The sequence below is a fragment of the Lysinibacillus sp. FSL R5-0849 genome (assembly GCF_038595075.1).
GTDB classification, from domain to species: domain Bacteria; phylum Bacillota; class Bacilli; order Bacillales_A; family Planococcaceae; genus Lysinibacillus; species Lysinibacillus fusiformis.
This window is the reverse complement of record NZ_CP152004.1, coordinates 2,919,415-2,934,427: the sequence shown is the minus strand read 5'-3', so window position 1 is coordinate 2,934,427 and position 15,013 is coordinate 2,919,415. Positions and strand designations below refer to the sequence as shown.

Genomic DNA, 15,013 nt, shown 5'->3' with positions numbered 1-15,013 from the left:
GAAAAAATGAAAGCCTCAGACGGAAGAACAGATTTTGACTTAGCCGTTTGAAAGTCAAAATCTGTCTATTTGCCTATCTTCGTTTATTAATTTAGCGCTGCATCAGGTACAATGTCGCCTAGGCTTAATTGATGGGAGGAATAAATGATGGCGGTTCAAAATATTACTATGCCACAGCTCGGCGAAAGTGTAACAGAAGGTACAATTGAAAAATGGCTTGTGAAGCCTGGCGATACAGTAAAAAAATATGATTCTTTAGCAGAAGTTGTGACAGATAAAGTAAATGCGGAAATTCCATCGTCGTTTGAAGGGGTTATTACGGAGCTAATTGCACAAGAAGGTCAAACATTACCAGTTGGTGCAGTCGTATGCTCGATTGAAATTGCAGGGGATAGTGAATTACCACCTCCACCTCCTGAGAAAAAATCTGCTGTAAGCACAGCGATTTTAAATGCAGGTGTTCAAAAGAAACAAGAGGCATCACAATCAGTTTCTACTCCTCCTTTAGCCGCTCCAAAAGAAGCGCGTAAGGACAAAGTGCGTTACTCACCTGCTGTCCTACGACTTGCACAGGAGCATGATATTGCACTCGAGCAAGTTACGGGAACGGGCGAGGGTGGTCGCATTACAAGAAAAGACTTGTTACAACTAATTGAAACGGGCGATATCCCAACTGCAACTAGTGCGGCACCTACGCCAGCAACGAGTCAAGCACCATTTGAACAGCCAGCTCCTGCACAAGCTCAGCATGCAGAAAAACCTGCCGCACCGGTACAACCTATTCAGCCAGGAGATATTGAAATTCCAGTGACGAAGGTCCGTCGTGCCATTGCTAATAATATGGTAAGAAGTGTTCATGAGGCTCCACATGCTTGGATGATGATGGAAGTAGACGTGACAGATTTAGTTGCTTATCGAGATAGCCTAAAAGGTGAATTTAAGCAAAAAGAAGGCTTTAACCTTACATATTTTGCCTTCTTTGTAAAAGCAGTGGCTCAAGCCTTGAAAGAATTCCCAATGATGAATTCGATGTGGGCTGAGGATAAAATTATTCAAAAGCATGACATCAATATTTCGATTGCAGTAGCGACGGATGATGCATTATTCGTGCCTGTTATAAAACACGCGGATGAAAAATCCATTAAAGGAATTGCTAGAGAAATTCATGAGCTTGCTAACAAGGTTAGAACTGGAAAATTAGCCATGGATGATATTAAAGGTGGTACATTTACCGTAAATAATACGGGAGCATTTGGCTCTATTCAATCAATGGGTATCATTAATTATCCACAAGCTGCTATCCTTCAAGTGGAAAGTATTGTCAAAAAACCAGTCGTTTTACCTGGTGGAATGTTTGCCGCTCGTGATATTGTGAATTTATGTTTATCATTAGATCATCGTGTGTTGGATGGACTAGTATGTGGTAAATTCCTAAATAGAGTAAAAGAAATACTCGAAAATACAAATAAATCTTCGACGTCAGTCTACTGATGACTTGTCGGAAACCTGCTGTATAAGGGTTTCCGATTTTTTTTATGCTTTCCGAGTCGCAATTTGTCATGTAGAATAACAAATAGAAACTACTAAGGGGGGAAGCTGATTAAGCGTCCGCATGTCAAACAACATGAAAAATATTGAATTTGAAAAGCCGGCCTATTCCGACTGGCAAGATGCAGCAATCAAAGCTTTAAAGGGGAAACCATTTGAGTCTCTATTCACGAAAACAAATGAGGGTGTTACACTACAGCCCATGTACACACAAGAAAGTTTAGTAGCTAAGCTTGGTGATGAGCTTGATCGACAAGTTGCCACAATTCGTTCCCTACAAAATAGTCAAGCATTTCAAGTAGCTCAGCAAATTCATGCTGATACGAGTGAAGCGTTTTTTGCACAGCTTGATGACAGTTTAGCTCGAGGTAATGAAGTTATTACCATTGATAGTCGTGTTAATTTTGACTGGACAGAAGATGTATTGGTCAAATTAGCATCATATTTCTCAGAATATTCATTTAAAATTACTATTAAAGATACAAAAGACCCATTATTAACAGTGTTTGACAAAATTGCTTTGGATCAACGAGAAGCTGTGAAAGGTTTCATCGTTTCGAACGAACCAATCTCTTTATATGCTTTTCCGAGCGTGCGCTCAGTCGGCGCTAACACAGTCCTTTATCACAATGAAGGTGCCAACGCCGTTCAAGAATTGGCCTATGGACTTGCATTAGCAGCAAAATTTGTAGAACAGGAAGAAAGCTTTGAAGCATTTTCAAAGAAATTTTTTGTATCCTTTGCTGTTGATACGCAATTCTTTACAGAAATTGCAAAACTCCGTGCTTTTAAAGTACTTTGGAAAGCGTTCTCATCTGCCTATGATGTTACAGAAAGTGTAAAAATTCCAACTGTTGCTGAAACATCTTTAAGAAGCTTCTCTAAATTGGATGTTTATGTGAATTTATTACGATCTTCTAATGAAGCGCTTTCTGGGTTAATCGGTGGTGCTGATCTCTTTACGGTTCATCCACATGATGCGTTAACAAAGCCTACAGAACAATCAATACGTATTGCTCGTAACGTGTCATTAATTTTAAAAGAAGAAACAAATGTCTTAAAAGTAATAGACCCTGCAGGTGGCTCTTACTTTATCGAGTCGTTAACGGCAGACTTTGTCAAAGAGGCATGGGCGTTATTCTTAGAAATAGAGGCAGCTGGCGGCATTGATGAATACACTGCATCTGGCAAGCTCGCTGAAGAATTAGAGAAATCGTATCAATCTCGTAATCATGCTGCACAAACACGTAAGCAATCATTGATTGGAACGAATATTTATGCCAACCCAGCTGATGCACTTGAATGTGAGACGAATCCGTTATTTGCTAGCATTAAACGAAGTGCTATTCCATTTGAAAAGCTGCGTGCAGAAATGACGGCAGCTGATGTGAAAACGGGTATTTTAGCATTAGGTACATTAAAAAGCTCCAAGCCAAGAGCAGATTTTATTGCTGGTTTCTTAAATACGGTAGGTCTTGTTCCTGAAAAAAGTGAACCGGCGGCAACTGTTGAAGAGGCAATAGCTTGGCTAAAGGCAACAGAGGCTAAATATGTTGTCATTGCAGGTAATGATGAGGATACAAAGGAATTTGTCCATGCCATTTTAGCAGACAAACCAGCAGGTGTACTTGTGGATGTGGCTGGGAAATTTAAAGACGAAGAAGAAGCTTGGTTAGCAAATGGCTTAAACGGCTTTATTTTCGCAGGACAGAACATCATTGAAAAATTACAGTCAGTGTTCGCGAGCATAAAGGAGGTCCAACGATGAGTAAGCCAAATTTTAATGCAATTGAAATAGAAAAAGTTTTATCAGCTAATGCACCTCAAGCGTCTGATGATAAGTTTATGACAAATGAAGGTATTGAAATTAAAGATATTTATACAAAAGAAGATATCAAGGATGCTAAACATTTAAATGATGTAGCTGGTATTGCACCTAATACACGCGGACCATACCCTACCATGTATGTGGCTCGTCCTTGGACTGTTCGTCAATATGCTGGTTTCTCAACAGCCGAAGAATCCAATGCCTTTTACAAGCGAAATCTGGCAATGGGACAAAAGGGTTTATCTGTAGCGTTTGACCTAGCAACTCACCGAGGCTATGACTCTGATCATCCACGTGTTACAGGGGATGTAGGAAAAGCAGGCGTAGCGATTGACTCTGTTGAGGATATGAAAATTCTTTTCGATCAAATCCCGTTAGATCAAATGTCCGTTTCTATGACAATGAATGGTGCCGTACTACCAGTTCTTGCTTTCTATATTGTAGCAGCAGAGGAACAAGGCGTAACACCAGAAAAATTAGCAGGGACGATTCAAAATGATATTTTAAAGGAATATATGGTGCGTAATACATACATTTACCCACCAGCTATGTCGATGAAAATCATTGCAGATATTTTTGAATATACAGCAAAGTATATGCCGAAATTTAACTCAATTTCGATTTCTGGTTACCATATTCAAGAAGCGGGAGCAACAAATGATATTGAGCTTGCCTATACGTTAGCAGATGGTTTGGAGTATGTGCGTACAGGACTAAAAGCAGGCATTGATATCGATGCATTTGCACCACGTCTATCGTTCTTCTGGGCCATTGGCATGAACTATTATATGGAAGTGGCTAAAATGCGCGCAGCACGTCGTATTTGGGCACAGATGATGTCAACGTTTAATCCGAAAAATCCGAAAACATTAGCTTTGCGTACCCACTCGCAAACATCTGGGTGGTCATTAACAGAGCAAGATCCGTTTAATAATGTAGCACGTACGTTAATCGAAGCAAATGCGTCATCAATGGGACATACACAATCACTGCATACGAATGCACTAGATGAAGCCATTGCACTTCCAACGGATTTCTCTGCACGTATCGCACGTAATACGCAGTTATTTTTGCAAGAGGAAACAGCAATGACGAAAGTAATTGATCCATGGGGTGGTTCGTACTACGTGGAGAAATTAACAGAAGAAATTACTAAATCGGCATGGGCATTAATTGAAGAGATTGAAGCGCTTGGCGGTATGGCGAAAGCAATTGAAACAGGCCTTCCTAAAATGAAAGTTGAAGAGGCAGCTGCTAAACGTCAAGCGAAAATTGACTCCAAGACAGAGACGATTGTTGGTGTAAATAAATATCGTCTGACGAAAGAAGAGCCAATTGACATTCTAGATATTGATAATACCCTAGTGCGACAAAAACAAATAGAGCGTTTAGAAGCGATGAAAGCCGCACGTGATGAGGCTGAGGTTCAAAAACATTTAGCTCGTTTAACGAAAGCGGCGCAAGATGGCGAAGAAAATTTACTAGCTATAGCAGTTGATGCGGCTCGTGCACGTGCCTCTTTAGGAGAAATTTCGGATGCAATTGAAGCCGTTTCCGGACGACATAAAGCTGTCATTCGTTCTATTTCAGGTGTCTACTCTGCCAACTTCTCTGATGAGGAGCAAATTTCAGAAGTGAAGCAAATGACAGAAGAATTCCTTGAAAACGAAGGCCGTCGTCCACGTATTTTAGTAGCTAAAATGGGACAAGATGGACATGACCGTGGAGCTAAGGTTGTCGCAACAGGCTATGCTGATTTAGGCTTTGACGTAGATATTTCTCCATTATTTATGACACCTGCTGAGGCAGCACAAATGGCTGTTGAAAATGATGTTCATGTCATCGGTGTCTCTTCGTTAGCAGCGGGTCATAAAACATTAGTGCCTGAATTGATTGCGGAGTTAGAAAAATTAGGACGTGAGGATATTATCATCATTGTGGGTGGTGTTATACCTGCTCAAGACTATGATTTCCTTTATAATGCTGGGGCAGTAGCTATCTTTGGACCAGGTACCGTGATTCCTGTATCCGCACAGAAAATCATTGAGGAAATCTACAAACGTTTAGGCTATGAGGAAGTGTCTGAATAATGGACAACAACAAAGGAATGGAAGAAAGTGCGCTATTTGTGATGGACGGAGTCGAGGCGACTCACGACGGTATGCACTATGGTACACCTAAAAAATTCCGAAAGAAAAAAGCCGACATTGTTAATATTAGAGAGCTTGCACAACAAGTACGTGCAGGCTCTCGCACACATTTGTCAAAAGCCATTACCCTCATTGAAAGCTCGAATGCCACTCATAAAGTCCAAGCGCAGGAGCTTTTACAGGAGCTTTTACCGCATACAGGAAAGAGTATTCGAATCGGGATTACGGGTGTTCCAGGAGCGGGGAAGAGCTCGTTCATTGAGGCTTTCGGAACAATGCTTTGTGACATGGGAAAACGAGTAGCAGTCCTTGCGATTGACCCAAGCTCTTCTTTATCAGGGGGGAGTATTTTAGGGGATAAAACGCGCATGGAGGAGCTCGTCAAGAAGCCTACTGCTTTTGTACGCCCTTCACCATCCGCTGGTACCCTTGGGGGTGTTCATAAAAAGACACGTGAAACGATGTTAGTTTGTGAAGCAGCAGGCTATGATGTCATTCTCATTGAAACAGTGGGTGTGGGACAAAGTGAAACCTATGTCCGAGGCATGGTGGATTTCTTCTTGCTTTTAGTTTTAACTGGAGCAGGAGATGAATTGCAGGGCATGAAAAAGGGCATTATGGAGTTAGCAGACGCCATTGTTGTGCATAAGGCGGATGGTGATAATGTGCGGCTTGCCAAGAAAACTGTCGCAGAGTATAAACAGATTCTGCATTTTTTACAGCCTGCTACACCAGGCTGGATGTCAACTGCAATGCCAGTTAGTTCATTGGAAAAACGGGGTCTCGATAAGGTTTGGGGAACCATAGAAGAATTTAAACAAATTGTTGAATCAAACAGTTATTGGGCTACTCGACGTCAAAAACAAACAAAAGAGTGGTTCCAATCCATGATTACTGATCATTTAATAGATATGTTCTATGAGAATCCACAACGTAAAGCACAGGTACAGCTTCTGGAACGTCAAATTTTAAGTGGCCAACTAACGGTTACACAAGGTGTAGATCGTTTATTTAACGAGGAACAGGAAGATCAGTAAACTAGTTTCTTTATAAGCTTAGAAAATTCAACTGACATGTATGAGCAAGTGGGTGCACAAATTCGTTGCAAACTGCTATGATAAGAGATGTATGTGCGTCAAATACCTACTATAAAAAGCTGAATTGACGCGATTTGAAAGGAGCTATCGCTATATGAATATGGATTACGATTTATTTATGCAGGAAATTTTAAAAACAGCTCGTGCTGAAATTGAAACGGCTGGCTACGAACAGCTAAAAACACCAGAGGCTGTTGAGGAGGCGTTTGCTCGTCCAGGTACAACATTAGTTATGGTGAACTCAGTGTGTGGTTGTGCGGGTGGTATTGCTCGTCCAGCAGCAGCACAATGTGTACATTACGATAAACGCCCAGATCACTTAGTAACAGTATTTGCAGGACAAGATAAAGAAGCGACTGCAGCGGCTCGTTACCTTTTTGGGGAAGATCACCTACCATCATCACCATCATTTATTCTATTAAAAGATGGACAAGTTGTCGCTGAAGTGGGGCGCTATGAAATTGAAGGGCATGACCCGATGTCAGTTGTGACAAACTTACAAGCAAACTTTGAAGAATATTGTGACGAGCTGTAAGTCAATTTTTGCATAAGAGCAATCCTTTATAACTTAAGTAGAAAAGCCTCATAGAAAGTTTATCTATGCAGGCTTCCTACTTAATTATCATGTATAGATAGTTCAGCATTACCATTAAAATTTTTGTAATATTGGCTAAATAATTAGCGATATTCACTGAAGAGTACTAAAAGATAGGAGGCAGTCGGCCTGAAGAAGTTTTCAATCGGCTATCGAACTTTAAAAACAGCAATTGGTGCAGCACTTGCGATTGCCATTGCTCAATATTTTAATTTAGCCTCGTATGCCTCTGCTGGTATTCTAACGATATTATGTGTACAGCCAACGAAGAAAAAATCCATTCATGCAGCCTATACACGATTAGTTGCTAGTATAGTGGCCATGTTTTTTGCCTTTGTAAGCTTTGAGCTTTTTTCCTACCAGCCACTAACACTAGCAGGTATGCTATTGCTTTTTATCCCAACGATTGTGTCCTTAAGAGTTGCAGACGGATTTATTTCTAGTGTCGTAATTATTATGCATATTTACGCCGCTAAAAGTTTTTCGATGGAGCTTGTTTATAATGAATTGGCGTTAATGGCAATCGGCTATGGAACCGGTATAGCCATCAATATGTATATGCCAGATATTCAAAAGGAATTAAATTACTACAGAGTTAAAATTGAGGAACTATATAGCAAAATATTTTTAGAAATTGCTAGCTATTTACGACAAGGGGATACGTTATGGGATGGGCATGAGATCATTGAAGCTATTCGAACATTAAATGATGCAAAGTCCTTGGCATTTAAAGATGTTGAAAACCATTTTACGAGACGTAAAAATGATTACTATATGTATTTCGATATGCGAGAAAAACAGCTAGAAATTATCGAAAGGGTATTACCGAAAATTACAACTTTACCTGTTATAGTACAAGAGGCTGAAATTGTGGCAGATTTTCTACAAGACCTCGGGGGACATATTCATTCTGGAAATACAGCGAGTCATTATCGGGAAAAGCTAGAGCAGGTGAAACATGATTTCTCTCAGCTACCATTGCCGCAAAATCATGAGCAATTTATCGCTCAAGCCGCACTCTATCAGTTTATTGAGGAAATGGACAGGTATTTAGAAATAAAGCAGTCATTTAAAGGTTTAAAGGTAAAAAAAGAGCGCCCACAGTAGTGTGGACGCTATGGCCTTGCCTTAAACTAGCATTGATAAGCCGAATGCTAGAGATGAGATTAGCATGATTGCGACCATAGTATAAACAACGATTTTTTGAAACTTTTTATTACTCATATGCTCGTTCGCTCCTTCTTTTCTTATAAATAGTTTATCAAATCTGAAAAATTTCTCAAGTAGTAGAGTTTTGACAAAAAAGTCTGTAAAATAGAGTATGTACCATAACAGAAGGAGATGTCACCATGGAGAAAGTAGATCATATTGGGATTGCGGTGCGCGATCTTGATGAACGCATTACATATTATACAGAAACTTTAGGTTTAAAGTTGTTGAAAGTGGAAGAAGTAGATTCACAACAAGTTCGTGTTGCCTTTATCGACGCAGGCAACGTGAAATTGGAGCTATTAGAACCAATGAGTGAAAAAAGTGCCATTCATGGATTTATTGAAAAACGTGGAGAAGGTATTCACCATATTGCTTTTGGTGTGACAGGAATTCGTGAGCGTATGGTGGAGCTTCGTGAAAAAGGTGTACGTCTTTTATCGGAAGAGCCAGGACCTGGTGCTGGAGGTGCAGAGGTTGCGTTCATGCATCCTAAATCTTCGTTCGGGGTGTTATATGAATTATGTGATAAAAGTGGAAAAGGGGATAAGTGATTAATATGGATATGTTCGACAAAATCAATGACTTGTATGATCGTAAGACGGTAATTGAACTTGGTGGTGGCTATGAGCGCATCGAAAAACAGCATGAAAAAGGGAAATTAACAGCTCGTGAACGTATTGATTTGTTACTAGATGAAGGCACATTTTTTGAAATCAATCCATTTATTACTCACCGTACAGTAGACTTCGGAATGGAAAAAATGGAAGGCCCTGGTGATGGTGTTGTAACTGGTTTCGGTAAAATTAACGGACGTCCAGTATACTTATTCTCTCAAGACTTTACAGTGTTTGGTGGCGCACTAGGTGAAATGCATGCGAAAAAAATGGCAACAGTTATGGACCTCGCTGCGAAAAATGGCACACCATTTATCGGTATTAACGATTCAGGTGGCGCACGTATCCAAGAGGGTGTTCTTTCATTAGATGGCTATGGTCATATTTTCTACCGAAATGCGATTTACTCGGGCGTTATTCCGCAAATCTCCGTAATAATGGGGCCATGTGCTGGAGGAGCTGTCTATTCTCCTGCAATCACAGACTTTATCTTAATGGTAGATAAAACATCTCAAATGTTTATAACAGGACCTAAAGTGATCGAAACTGTAACAGGTGAAAAAATCTCTGCTGAAGATTTAGGTGGTTCGAAAGTAAATAATGCAGTAAGTGGTAATGCTCATTTCCGTGCACCATCTGAAGAAGAGGCAATTCAAGAAATTAAAAAACTATTAAGCTATCTACCACAAAATAATAAAGAAAAAGCACCTCGTCAAGATCGACCAGAGGGGGATGACTACCGTCCAGAAATCGTAGATACTGTACCGATTGAAACAACACGTCCTTATGATGTACGTAAAGTCGTTGAACAAGTAGTGGATGAAGGTTCATTCATGGAAGTTCATGCAGAATTTGCGAAAAACGTTGTAGTTGGCTTTGCACGTATTGCTGGTGAGTCAGTTGGTCTTGTTTGTAACCAACCAAAAGTACTTGCTGGAGGATTAGATATAGACTCTTCCGATAAAGCAGCTCGTTTTATCCGTACTTGTGATGCTTACAATATTCCAATCATTACATTTGAAGATGTATCTGGTTTCTTCCCAGGTGTTAAACAAGAACATGGTGGCATCATTCGTCATGGCGCGAAAATTCTTTATGCTTATTCCGAAGCAACTGTACCAAAAATTACAGTGATTTTACGTAAAGCTTATGGAGGCGCTTACGTTGCCCTAAACTCTAAATCAATCGGTGCAGACCTTGTATTTGCTTGGCCAAACGCTGAGATTGCAGTTATGGGAGCTGCCGGAGCTGCAAACATCATTTTTGCCCGTGAAATTGCAAAATCAGATGATCCAGAAGCAACACGTGCGGCAAAAATTGAAGAATATAAAGAGAAATTCGCCAATCCATACGTTGCTGCATCTCGTGGTATGGTGGACGATGTTATTGATCCAAGAGATACACGCATTAAACTGATTCAAGGACTTGATATGCTATCTAATAAACAGGAAACGCGTCCTGAGAAAAAACATGGTAATATTCCATTATAAAAAGTCCAAGCCTAGTAGCTATGAACTGAACCCTATAAAGTAGACAGTTTAATAAAAGACCATTTGCTACATTAAACAGCGATTAAATGACTTCGGTATGCTGCCGGAGTCATTTTTTTTAACGTCCATTGCTTTCTTGTATTGTTGTAGTGCTCCATATAATCATCTATCATATATTTTAATTCTGATAAGCTTCCAGCTTCTTTATATTCTATTTCATCTTTAAAATGCCCAAAGAATGACTCCATTGGCGAATTATCTAGGCAGTTTCCTCGGCGAGACATTGACTGAAGTAATCCCATTTCTTTGACGCATTTTTGAAATGCTGGGTGTGTATAATGGAAACCTTGATCTGAATGAATCATCGCTTCAGGATGTAAATTGTCATTGATATGCTCTTCTAATTTTTTTAGCGTACGATAAACAAACTCCATGCGTAAATTTGTCGATACCTCATATGCAACGATTTCTCGTGTTGCAACATCCTTTATACACGATAGATACGCTGTTTGTCCGCCACGATATTGTAAATACGTAATATCTGTTAAAAACACTTTGCCTGGCTCTGTTTGATGAAAATTACGATTTAGATGATTAGGTACTTGACGATGGATTTCTGTAGCTTTGGCAAGATTTCGATAAGGGTTTGCACGTCTTACTTTCGAATATAGATTGAATTTACGCATTAATCGTAGAATTTTTTTATGATTCATCGGGATTTCAAGTAGTTCTTCTAGTGCCATGTAAAGACCCCGATAACCAACTTTTCCTTTTGACGCATCATAAATCGTTTTTAGTAGGACGTAGTCCTGAAAATCTGCTTCTTCTCGCATCGCTTGTTTCTCACTATTTTGGAGCCATTTATAATAACCACTGGGGCTTACATTTGCCAAATCACATAAATAACGTGTCATATTTTTCAACTGATACAGCCGAACGGTATCATTAATTGCTTGATACTTTTCCCTTGGTATTAAAATAGCCGTTTCTTTGCCTGCCTTTCCATCTCGTCTAGCTTTTTTAACAGTGTTAATTCAGCTTCAAGTAAACGAATACGTGCCTCTGCTTTTTCTAATTTCTTTTCAGCTGACATGTGTTCTTTTTTTGGTCGACCAGAACCTCCTTTTCCGCGTCTTTCCTCTGAAAATGCTTGTTCTCCATGAGTTTTAAAAGATGCTCTCCAGCGTTTAATCGATGACCTTGCTTTTTCCACACCAATCACTTCTAAATCAAACCCGTTTTCTTTAAAGATTTGTACAGGTCCCTTACCAGCTAGATTTTCTTTGACCGCAAAGATTTTATATTCCGCTGTATATTGAATAGAACGATCTGATACAGATGCTACAAATCGATTCGCTTCTATTTGTCGTATCTGATGTTCGTTAAAAATGATTTTACTCATGCTAATTTCTCCCGTTCTTAATTTCGTATATTTAGTATAACGAGATTTTTTTGTGAAATGAACAAAAAACCCCGAATAGGGTCACTTTTTAAAGTGTCCACTATTCGGGGTTCAGTTCAGCTATACAGTTACTAGGCTTTTTATTCCCAAAAATTAGTATGTGATATTATCAATGAAAATTGAAACATTTTTCCTTGTCATCCGTACTGATATATAAGGAGTTGATATGAATGGAATGGAAGCAATTACAAAAAGAGCAGGAAAAGATTCATACACAACTAAGAAAAGCGGCAAGGCTAAACGAGCAGGGACAGTTAATTGACAAGCAGATTGAGCATACACAACAGGAAATAGACAAACATTTTAGTACACTCAATCAAATTCGGTCCAAACTACATAAATTAGAGGGTTTCTCATTTATGAATATGATTCGTACTTGGACGGGGCAACAAGATGAATTACGGGCTGAAAAAATTGATAAAGCAGCCGTGCTTGAATTAAAAATTAAAGAAGTGAAGAAAATACAGACGGATTTAAGCGAAGATAAAGTTCAAATAACTCAGAAATTAGCTCATATCAATACAATAGCCTTACAAGATGAGCTTCGAGAAATTCACGCAAAACAGAAGGTCTATTTACAAATCCATAATCCTGCACAGGCAGAGAGATTGGAGCATTTAGCTCAGGAAAAAATGCACACGAAGCAACTCATTACTGAAATTCAAGAAGCAGAAGGAGCAGGGGAGGTAGCTCTGACAAAGTTGGGGCAAGCAGCTGCGTCACTTCATTCGGCCAACGAATATTCGACTTGGGATACTTTCTTTGGTGGTGGAGTAATCGCTACACACTTAAAGCATGGTGCACTTGATCAATCAGAAAATTACATACATAGTGCCCAAATTGCGTTGCAACGTTTTTACAATGAGTTATTAGATGTTCATGAGATGTCTACAAAGACACTACAAGTCGAAACAGATGGTTTTGTTAAATTTGCGGACTACTTCTTCGATGATCTTTTTTCAGCTTGGTCGGTCCATTCCAAAATTTCAACCGCAAGAGAACAGGTTTCACGTGTCCAAGATGATGTACATAATACAATTTGGCGCTTACAGGATAAACATAATAAAGCAGCGAACTATTTACAAACAATCGAACAAGAACAAGGGGCCATTTTCAATGCGTAAGTTCAGTCTGAGATTAATTTCTCAGACTTTTTATATGGGTAGTATTGTTGAATGATTTCAACTCTTCTGACGTTGTGCTAAAATAATACTTATACTATAACGTGGAAAATCACGTAAACTAAGGGAGTTTTACAACATGACAAGTCGTTTAGTGGAAGAGTTTTTTGAGCTCGTTCAAATTGATTCAGAAACAAAATATGAACAAGAAATCGCACCAATTTTAGTCGATAAGTTATCAGCACTTGGATTTACAGTAGTCCAAGATGACGCCCATACACGTAACGGACATGGTGCAGGCAATATTATTGCCACATTAAAAGGCACATTAGATGTAGAGCCGATCTATTTTACTTCTCATATGGATACAGTTGTTCCTGGTAAAGGCATAAAGCCATCATTACGCGAAGACGGTTATATTGTATCGGATGGCACAACGATTTTAGGTGCGGACGATAAGGCTGGACTTGCAGCACTACTAGAAATGGTAAAACGCTTAAAAGAGCAAAATATTGCTCACGGAGATATTGAGTTTATTATTACTGCTGGTGAAGAAAGCGGTCTTGTTGGTGCCAAAGAATTGGACCCTTCTATTATTAAAGCAAAATATGGCTTTGCTGTGGATAGTGATGGCAAAGTTGGAGGCATTGTGACAGCAGCACCGTTCCAAGCGAAAATTTTCGCGAAGATTATCGGCAAAACTGCGCATGCTGGAGTTGCGCCTGAAAAAGGAATTTCAGCTATTACAGTTGCATCAAAATGTATTGCACAGATGAAGCTAGGTCGATTAGATGAAGAAACAACAGCCAATATTGGTCGCTTTGAGGGTGGACAGGCGACAAATATTGTTTGCGACGAAGTTACTATTCTAGCTGAAGCGCGTTCGATTGATAAAACAAAATTAGATGCTCAAACAAAGCATATGCAAGAGACATTTGAACAAGTAGCTGCTTCATTAGGGGCACGAGCTGAAGTTGAAGTGAAGCTTATGTATCCAGGTTTCCGTGTAACCGAATCAGACAAAGTCGTTCAAGTGGCAATGGCAGCGGCACGCCAAATTGATCGTACACCTACATTAGGTATTTCAGGTGGTGGGTCCGATGCAAATGTGATTGCAGGCTTTGGTATCCCAACAGTTAATTTATCAGTTGGGTATGAGGATATTCATACGACGAATGAAAAAATACCCGTTGAAGAATTAGAAAAATTAGCAGATTTACTAGTTGAGATCGTCAAAGAATCTGCGAAAAAATAATAGTCGAATTTGAAGGGTGTGACCATATGGAAAGTGTAAAAGCAGTAGTTTTTGCTTGTGGTACAGAGGAATATGCAGTGCCTGTAGAGCAAGCGATTTCAATTGAAAAATTAGAGCAGGTAACACCTATTCCTCATTTACCTAACTATCTTTTAGGTTTTACAAGAATTCGTGGGGAACTTGTGCCTGTTCTAGATTTTGAACGAATATTATATAATCGCACTTCCAATACAGCAACTGCTCGGGTGATTGTATTGAATACAGATGTTGTTAACTATGGGTTGCTTGTTACGGAAGCTCGTGAAATTCTTGATTTAGATGAGTCTATACTTCAACAGCTAGGACTTGTGAATTATAGTAAAACTCGCTATTTTACAGCTGTGGCTAATCTTGAAAACCGAATGATTACGTATGTTGACCCAAAAATACTCGTCAATTCATTAGAGGGTATTCGTGAAATTATCAATTATTTACACAAAATGCTTGAAAATGAAAAAGAAAACGTAGAGGCTTAGGCTTCTACGTTTTTCTTATGTTCAAATAGTATGTAATGTTGGGACAAGGCGAAGGCGACGTATGAACAGATTCCAAGACTACACAGCTATAAAAAGAAGCCCTTCCTGCAAAAACGGAAGGGCTTT

Annotated in this window: 13 protein-coding genes; 11 read left to right on the top strand and 2 right to left on the bottom strand. The window is 39.4% G+C overall.

The window, feature by feature from the left end:
- Nucleotides 1-147: 147 nt before the first annotated feature.
- The 6 genes from MKY80_RS14360 to MKY80_RS14335 all read left to right on the top strand — a co-directional run bounded on the left by MKY80_RS14360 (nt 148) and on the right by MKY80_RS14335 (nt 8,325).
- The gene (locus MKY80_RS14360; protein WP_107922156.1) at nt 148-1,491 is read left to right on the top strand and encodes a dihydrolipoamide acetyltransferase family protein; all 1,344 of its coding nucleotides are present in this window, start codon (nt 148-150) and stop codon (nt 1,489-1,491) included.
- A 121-nt stretch (nt 1,492-1,612) separates the two neighbouring features.
- Nucleotides 1,613-3,316, top strand: coding sequence for a methylmalonyl-CoA mutase family protein (locus tag MKY80_RS14355; protein WP_239355337.1), 1,704 nt, complete (start codon nt 1,613-1,615; stop codon nt 3,314-3,316).
- The gene (gene scpA, locus MKY80_RS14350) at nt 3,313-5,466 is read left to right on the top strand and encodes a methylmalonyl-CoA mutase (RefSeq protein WP_008179938.1); all 2,154 of its coding nucleotides are present in this window, start codon (nt 3,313-3,315) and stop codon (nt 5,464-5,466) included. The genes MKY80_RS14355 and scpA overlap by 4 nt, the downstream gene beginning before the upstream one ends.
- Nucleotides 5,466-6,563, top strand: coding sequence for a methylmalonyl Co-A mutase-associated GTPase MeaB (gene meaB / locus MKY80_RS14345; RefSeq protein ID WP_089986065.1), 1,098 nt, complete (start codon nt 5,466-5,468; stop codon nt 6,561-6,563). The genes scpA and meaB overlap by 1 nt, the downstream gene beginning before the upstream one ends.
- 154 nt (nt 6,564-6,717) lie before the next feature.
- Nucleotides 6,718-7,158 carry a BrxA/BrxB family bacilliredoxin gene (locus tag MKY80_RS14340; RefSeq protein ID WP_008179942.1) on the top strand — a complete coding sequence of 147 codons (441 nt, stop codon included), beginning with the start codon at nt 6,718-6,720 and terminating at the stop codon, nt 7,156-7,158.
- Between the two features lie 189 nt (nt 7,159-7,347).
- Nucleotides 7,348-8,325, top strand: coding sequence for an aromatic acid exporter family protein (locus MKY80_RS14335; RefSeq protein ID WP_036126910.1), 978 nt, complete (start codon nt 7,348-7,350; stop codon nt 8,323-8,325).
- Nucleotides 8,326-8,346: 21 nt separating this feature from the next.
- Here MKY80_RS14335 and prli42 read toward each other — a convergent pair whose 3' ends face one another.
- On the bottom strand, nt 8,347-8,442 hold the full coding sequence (gene prli42 / locus MKY80_RS14330; RefSeq protein WP_150907189.1) for a stressosome-associated protein Prli42: 96 nt from the start codon (nt 8,440-8,442) through the stop codon (nt 8,347-8,349).
- A 125-nt stretch (nt 8,443-8,567) separates the two neighbouring features.
- Between prli42 and mce the strand changes: the two genes are divergently transcribed.
- Together mce and MKY80_RS14320 are read left to right on the top strand one after the other, a co-directional pair.
- Nucleotides 8,568-8,981 (top strand): methylmalonyl-CoA epimerase, encoded by a 414-nt coding sequence (mce, locus tag MKY80_RS14325; protein WP_012295035.1) that lies wholly within the window; start codon nt 8,568-8,570, stop codon nt 8,979-8,981.
- Between the two features lie 5 nt (nt 8,982-8,986).
- The gene (locus MKY80_RS14320) at nt 8,987-10,534 is read left to right on the top strand and encodes an acyl-CoA carboxylase subunit beta (RefSeq protein WP_025116102.1); all 1,548 of its coding nucleotides are present in this window, start codon (nt 8,987-8,989) and stop codon (nt 10,532-10,534) included.
- A 71-nt stretch (nt 10,535-10,605) separates the two neighbouring features.
- Here MKY80_RS14320 and MKY80_RS14315 read toward each other — a convergent pair.
- Nucleotides 10,606-11,936, bottom strand: a protein-coding gene (locus MKY80_RS14315) for an IS3-like element ISBsp3 family transposase (protein ID WP_085961712.1) whose coding sequence is annotated in 2 segments (ribosomal slippage) — nt 10,606-11,558 and nt 11,558-11,936 — 1,332 coding nt in all. Because the reading frame shifts where the segments join, the coding sequence is not laid out codon by codon here.
- 230 nt (nt 11,937-12,166) lie between these two features.
- On the opposite strand from MKY80_RS14315, the gene MKY80_RS14310 reads away from it, so the two are divergent.
- The 3 genes from MKY80_RS14310 to MKY80_RS14300 all read left to right on the top strand — a co-directional run bounded on the left by MKY80_RS14310 (nt 12,167) and on the right by MKY80_RS14300 (nt 14,887).
- Nucleotides 12,167-13,120, top strand: a complete 954-nt coding sequence (locus MKY80_RS14310) for a hypothetical protein (RefSeq protein WP_342529900.1) — start codon at nt 12,167-12,169, stop codon at nt 13,118-13,120.
- A 136-nt stretch (nt 13,121-13,256) separates the two neighbouring features.
- Nucleotides 13,257-14,372: a M20/M25/M40 family metallo-hydrolase gene (locus MKY80_RS14305; RefSeq protein WP_008181660.1), complete on the top strand. Its 1,116-nt coding sequence runs from the start codon at nt 13,257-13,259 to the stop codon at nt 14,370-14,372.
- Between the two features lie 26 nt (nt 14,373-14,398).
- The gene (locus tag MKY80_RS14300; RefSeq protein WP_239355197.1) at nt 14,399-14,887 is read left to right on the top strand and encodes a CheW domain-containing protein; all 489 of its coding nucleotides are present in this window, start codon (nt 14,399-14,401) and stop codon (nt 14,885-14,887) included.
- Nucleotides 14,888-15,013 lie beyond the last annotated feature (126 nt).